6 protein-coding genes, 1 tRNA gene and 1 pseudogene are annotated in these 6,093 nt (G+C 29.3%); 2 read left to right on the top strand and 6 right to left on the bottom strand.

The genetic code is table 11. The features are described from left to right. Positions 1-424, top strand: a pseudogene (locus tag ABI549_RS13225) (translational GTPase TypA); the annotation flags it as partial. A gap of 92 nt (positions 425-516) precedes the next feature. On the opposite strand, the gene ygiD reads toward ABI549_RS13225, so the two are convergent. The 6 genes from ygiD to ABI549_RS13195 all read right to left on the bottom strand — a co-directional run bounded on the left by ygiD (position 517) and on the right by ABI549_RS13195 (position 5,168). Beyond that, positions 517-1,344, bottom strand: a complete 828-nt coding sequence (ygiD, locus tag ABI549_RS13220; protein ID WP_348076932.1) for a 4,5-DOPA dioxygenase extradiol — start codon at positions 1,342-1,344, stop codon at positions 517-519. 4 nt (positions 1,345-1,348) lie between these two features. Next, on the bottom strand, positions 1,349-1,921 hold the full coding sequence (locus ABI549_RS13215) for a pentapeptide repeat-containing protein (RefSeq protein WP_348076931.1): 573 nt from the start codon (positions 1,919-1,921) through the stop codon (positions 1,349-1,351). Positions 1,922-1,948: 27 nt separating this feature from the next. Then, positions 1,949-2,332 (bottom strand): response regulator, encoded by a 384-nt coding sequence (locus tag ABI549_RS13210; protein ID WP_348076930.1) that lies wholly within the window; start codon positions 2,330-2,332, stop codon positions 1,949-1,951. Next, positions 2,304-4,685, bottom strand: a complete 2,382-nt coding sequence (locus ABI549_RS13205; protein WP_348076929.1) for a PAS domain S-box protein — start codon at positions 4,683-4,685, stop codon at positions 2,304-2,306. The genes ABI549_RS13210 and ABI549_RS13205 overlap by 29 nt, the downstream gene beginning before the upstream one ends. A 197-nt stretch (positions 4,686-4,882) precedes the next feature. Continuing rightward, a tRNA-Arg gene (locus ABI549_RS13200) sits at positions 4,883-4,956 on the bottom strand. Positions 4,957-5,024: 68 nt separating this feature from the next. Continuing rightward, positions 5,025-5,168, bottom strand: a complete 144-nt coding sequence (locus tag ABI549_RS13195; protein ID WP_348076928.1) for an SsrA-binding protein — start codon at positions 5,166-5,168, stop codon at positions 5,025-5,027. A 300-nt stretch (positions 5,169-5,468) separates the two neighbouring features. On the opposite strand from ABI549_RS13195, the gene ABI549_RS13190 reads away from it, so the two are divergent. Then, on the top strand, positions 5,469-6,093 hold a 625-nt coding region (locus ABI549_RS13190), incomplete at its 3' end, for a S1 RNA-binding domain-containing protein (RefSeq protein ID WP_348076927.1).

Below are 6,093 nucleotides of genomic sequence, written 5' to 3'. Positions count from 1 at the left end.
TGAGGCTATTATGGCACACCGTTTTATTGGATATGAGCCTTACAAAGGAGAAATTTCTGGACGTAACAAAGGTTCATTAATCTCTATGGAAAAAGGAAAAGCAATTCCTTATTCTATCGATAAATTACAAGATCGTGGTAAATTTTTCGTTGAACCAAATGCTGAGATCTACGAAGGTCAGGTAATTGGAGAAAACTCTCGTGGTGATGATATGTGTGTAAACGTAACTAAAGAGAAAAAACAATCTAACGTTCGTTCTTCTGGAAATGATGAGAAAGCAAGGATTATTCCACCAATTATTTTCTCACTTGAAGAAGCTTTAGAGTACATTCAAAAAGATGAATATGTTGAGGTTACACCTAAATCTATTCGTTTAAGAAAAATTTATTTGACAGAAACTGATAGAAAAAGATTTAAAATCTAATTTAAAATCTTTTTAAATATTCAAAACCACTAACTTATGTTGGTGGTTTTTTTTAAGTCTGATTTTAAAATTTATTAATACCAAAACTAAATTTAACTAATCTTTACGGATGTCATACTCAAAGAACCGGCAAGCAAATTATCATTAAACAAAGTTAAATTATCGGTTTTATCTTGTAACCCTAAAGTATAAAGTAGAGGTAGGTAATGATCTGGAGTTGGAATTGCGAGTTGAAAAGAGCTATTTTGATTCTTATAGTTGATAAGTGGTTTGTAGTTGCCCTCAAGTAAATAGCTATTAATTGTTTCTTGAGCTTCAATTGCCCAGTCGTAACCATAATCAACTTTATTAAAGTTATTGAAATCGACTAATCGTAAATTATGAATAATATTTCCGCTACCAATAATCAAAATTCCTCTGTGGCGTAATAATTGTAATTTTTGAGCTAGTTCAAAATGATAATTCGCAGGTTTTGTATAATCTATACTTAATTGTATTACTGGTATGTTAGCTTCTGGATATAAATGTTTTATAACACTCCAAGCACCATGATCTAATCCCCATTTTTCATCTAATTCTACAAGTGTAGGACTTAAAAGATGTTTGGTTTCTTTTGCTAATTCTGGACTTCCTTTTGCAGGATATTGTACAGCAAATAATGCTGAAGGAAAACCACCAAAATCATGAATGGTAGGAGGAAACTCCATAGCTGTAACTTTTGTTCCTTTTGTGAACCAATGTGCTGATATGCACAAAATAGCATTTGGTTTTGGCAATGTTTTGGCAATGTTTCTAAATCCAGCTACAAACTGATTTTCTTCGATAGCATTCATAGGATTACCATGACCTAAAAACAAAATAGGCATTTTCGGGGTTAATGAAAACTGACTAGAAATAGTATTTAAATCGTTTAAATTCATTCAATTATTTGATTATAATCTCATATTTATCTAACAATCCTTTTATGTTTTCTGAAGAAAAAATGGCTTTCTTGAGTTTTGTCTTTTCAGGATCTATAGAAAAGAAATAACTGGAATAAAAATCGGTTTTATTGGCAATTGCATCGCTAAAAACAGCCAAATGTAAATTACAATTATCAAATAAGGCTTCGGTAAGATCGGACTGCATAAAATCGACAGAAACCATACTACAATCTACAAATGAGATTCCTCTTAATTTTAGATCATAAAACTGAACATAATCTAGCTTACAATTTTTGAAATTAAATTCGTAAATAATTTGTTCCGTCATCGCAAAATTTACAGAAGTAAAATCACAATCATTGAATTGTACATTTCTCAAACCTACATGACCAATTTTTGCTTCTTTAAAGTTACAAAAATTGAAAGTACAATCCACAAAATGCACGCCTGTAAAGTTACAAGCTGTTAAATCACAATGATTAAAAACACAATTTTCGTATTCTTTTTGTGCAATTTCGTATTTAGAAAATATGCTGTTTTTGTATTCTTTGTCGTAAATATAATCGGTACTCATTATTTTTAATTTGTGGGCAAATATAATCTAAACTTGTTCGGCTATTTGTTTCAATTTCTCTAAATTGATTGGTTTGCTCAAAAAATCTTTAACACATTCGTATTTTTTTGCTTTCATTTTATCATCAATTGCAATAGATGAACTGGCAATATAAACCGTACTTTCTTTCTTTCTTTCTTTTTCTAATTTACAAAATTCATCAAGAAATTCCCATCCATCCATTTCGGGCATTTCTATATCAAGAAGCAGAATATCAGGTAAAGAGGAAGCGGATTCAAAATAAATTAAGGCCTCATTCCCGTTATTAAATTCAATAGTTTCACTATAAAGTTTGGTTTTTTGAATCAACTTTTTAGTAATTAATTTGTATATAGGATCATCATCAATGATGCAAATTATCTTTTGGAGCATTATTAAAATATATTTTAAAAGTTGTACCTAAATTTATATTGCTTTCTACTTCTATTTTACCTTTCAAAGTATCAATTTGATTTTTTGTAATAAAAAGCCCAATTCCTCTTGATTCTGGGTTATTAGTAAATGTCTTATATAAACCAAATAATTTTTTTTCGTTTTTCTTTAAATCAATACCAATACCATTGTCTTTAATTTCAAGTATTTGATAATTGTTTTCTGTATATGTTTTAAGTTCAATTTCTGGTTTTCGGTCTGGATGTTTGTATCGAATAGCGTTTGATATAAAATTGAGTAAAATACTTTCTAGATAAGCTGGATTAAAGTTTACTGTTGCATTATTTGAAATTGTATTTGTTATAACGACTTCTTTTTTAATAATTTGATTTCGTAAAACTTCTATTGTTTTATTAACATATTTATTGAGATTTAATTTTTCAATAATAGGATTTATATCCATTTGTATAGAAACAACCTCATTTAGGTTATTCATAGTTTGGTTTAATGTTTCAGAAACCGATTTTAGTAAAACTAATAATTCATCTCGTTCTTCTTGGTCTTCACTTATTTCAATCAAACTAATTAAGGATTGAATGTTACTAGTATGTGCTCGTAAATTATGTGAAACAATATGCGAAAAATTTAATAATCGTTTGTTTTGTTCTGTGACTAATATTAAAGAATTATTCAAATCAATTTCAAATTGTTTCGATTTTGTGGTGTCAATTAAGATTCCTCTAAATTTAATTATATTTTCACTTTCATTATAAATACTCACAATATCACGAACCCAAACGATACTACCGTTTTTAGCAATCATGCGATATTCGTAATCAAATGGTTTTTTGTCACGCGCATACTTAGTAGTGTATTCAACGACCCAATCTCTGTCTTCGGGATGAATTATTTTTCTCCAAAAATACTCATCTGCAATCCATTCTTCAGGAGTGTATCCTAAAATGGCTTCCGATTTTTTACTGATATAAGTAACTCCTGGTTCTTCCGAATTGCCTTCCCAGACAATACCATCAATACTATCTATTAAATCTTTAATTTTTTGTTGTGATTCTTGTACTTGTCTTTCAGATTCTTTTCTTCCTGAAATATCTTCAACAATAGCAATATGATTGTTTGATTTTTCATTTTTTCCCCATAATGAAGAAATCGTTATGTTTATCCAAATGATTTTTCCGTTTTTGTGAAAATATCTTTTTTCCATAGAATACTGACTGATTTGTCCATTTCTCAGTTTTTGCATATTCAATAAATCTTCATCCAAATCATCTGGATGTGTAATCATCGTAAAATTCATTTTCTTTATTTCCTCTTGATCATAGCCAATGAGTTTACAAAATTTATCATTTGCATCAATAAAAGTACCATCAATAGAATTTGTATGTACAATTCCTAAACCAGCATGTTCAAAAATGGATTTGAACAAGAATTCTCTCTGAATTATTTTTTTTGTTTGTAACTTAAGTAGCTGTTGTAATTCAGAAGGCTTTTTAAGTAAGGTTGTAACAAAAAGGCCACAGAGTAAACTTAATAAAAAAGCAATTACCATAACTGGGAAAAAGCCTAATAAATAATTTTGTTCTTTAGAAATGATGTAGAGAACCCAATCGCCCTCTGGAATTTCTGTTTTTTCAAATGATTTATCAAATATTGGAGATTTATTTTCCAAAAAAAACTCTTCAATATTTGTTATTGGATTTTTTTTTGAAAATTGAAAATAGTACTTATTGCTTTTAAAAGACCCAATTCCTGTAGATTTTATGAGGGTTTTAAATTTTACTATTACAGCAGAAAATCCCCAAAACTGGCCTTTTTTAAATATAGGTAAACGTCCAACAACTCCCAAACCTCCTTGTTTTAACTCGACGGGGCCAGAAAAATAAACGGACTTTGTTTTAATAGCTTTTAAAACAGCTTGACGATGTAAAGGGCTGTGAAGTATATCAAAATTCATAGCAGCTTCATTGCCCTTTAATGGGTAAGTGTATTTTATTACCCCATTAGGAACTAACTGTACAGCGTCAATATAATTGTTGCTCTTAATAATTTGTTTGGCAACTTGTTCAAAATCTTTAGGATTTCCATTATCGTCAATAGTTAATGCTAAAGTAATTGTGGCGGCATAATTACTTTTTAAGTTTTGCTCAATATTTTTTTTAACAACAGCTAAAATACTTTGCATTTCGTGTTGCTCATTTTGCTTTGAAGCTTGATATTTAAAAAAGAAAATAATACTAAAAAAAGAGAATAAACATATAAAAACAATAAGTCCAGAGGTCTTAGGACGTGATAAGAACCAACTAATTAGATCTGCTATTTTCTTTTCGATACTCACAAAATGTTTTTAGTATACAAATATAACTAAAAATCAGACAAATAGGGAATTGTTTAAAAGAGATTAAAATTAAAAACAGGTATAATTGGTAAGCTTATTTAGAGAAAAATAAACTCTTATAATAGAATAATTGTACAAATTTTAAAATAAAAAACTCTCAAACCTTACTATAATTTGGGTATGAGAGTTTTAATTTGTGACCTCGACTGGATTCAAACCAGTAACCTCTTGAGCCGTAATCAAGTGCGCTATTCAGTTGCGCCACGAGGCCTTTTTTTGTGAGTGCAAATATAGTTATTATAATTAAACCTGCAAATATGTTTTAAAAAAATACTAAAATTAATTACCTAATGCTTTTTTTGTTACAAAGTAACGATAACCAATAATTGCCATTTGCCATTTTTTTGCCTTGGCTAAATCTAGTCTTTGTTTAGAGAAACTAGGAAGTAAAATTTTGTTTATTTGTGCTAGAGTTTTGTACATGGTGATTTTTTTGCAAAGATAAATCTAATTTTAATAAATTAAGCTTCATAAAAATTAATTATGATTTTGTATAACTTAGATTGAAACAAAAAGCAGGAGAATGTTTCCTAAAAAAGAACTGTTTCTTGCTTCTAATAATAAGTTGCACAACTGTTTGTGATTACAAAAAAAACAATTACTTTTGCAGTCCAAAATGCAGAGTAGGGTTTCATTTGGGAATTAAATAATTTATGTAAAACACTTTTGTTTTTCTATCGCGTAAAGAAACTCACGAAAAACAAAATACAAATTTTTATCAGCATGTCTGAAACATTAAAATCACAAGAACAGTTTTTAGCAGATTTTAACTGGCACAATTATTCTGAAGGAATAGATCCAGTTGATGCAGCAAACTTAAGAGAATTCGAAGAATTAGTAGCAAAAACATTTATCGCAACAGACCAAGAAGAAGTTGTAGAAGGTGTAGTTGTTAGAATTACTGACAGAGACGTTATCGTTGATATCAACGCTAAATCTGAAGGAGTTATTTCTTTGAACGAATTCCGTTACAATCCATCACTTAAAGTAGGTGATAAAGTTGAAGTTTTAATCGACATTCGTGAAGACAAAACTGGACAACTTGTTTTATCTCACAGAAAAGCGCGTACTATCAAAGCATGGGATAGAGTTATTTCTGCAAATGAAACTGGAGAAATTGTAAACGGTTTTGTAAAATGTAGAACTAAAGGTGGTATGATCGTTGACGTTTTTGGTATTGAAGCTTTCTTACCAGGATCTCAAATCGATGTGAAACCAATTAGAGATTACGATCAGTATGTAAACAAAATGATGGAATTTAAAGTTGTGAAAATCAACCACGAATTCAAAAATGTTGTTGTTTCTCATAAAGCGCTTATTGAAGCGGATATCGAAGTTCAGAAAAAAG

The organism is Flavobacterium sp., assembly GCF_039932285.1.
Classification (GTDB): domain Bacteria; phylum Bacteroidota; class Bacteroidia; order Flavobacteriales; family Flavobacteriaceae; genus Flavobacterium.
This window is presented reverse-complemented; position numbering and strand designations above follow the sequence as displayed.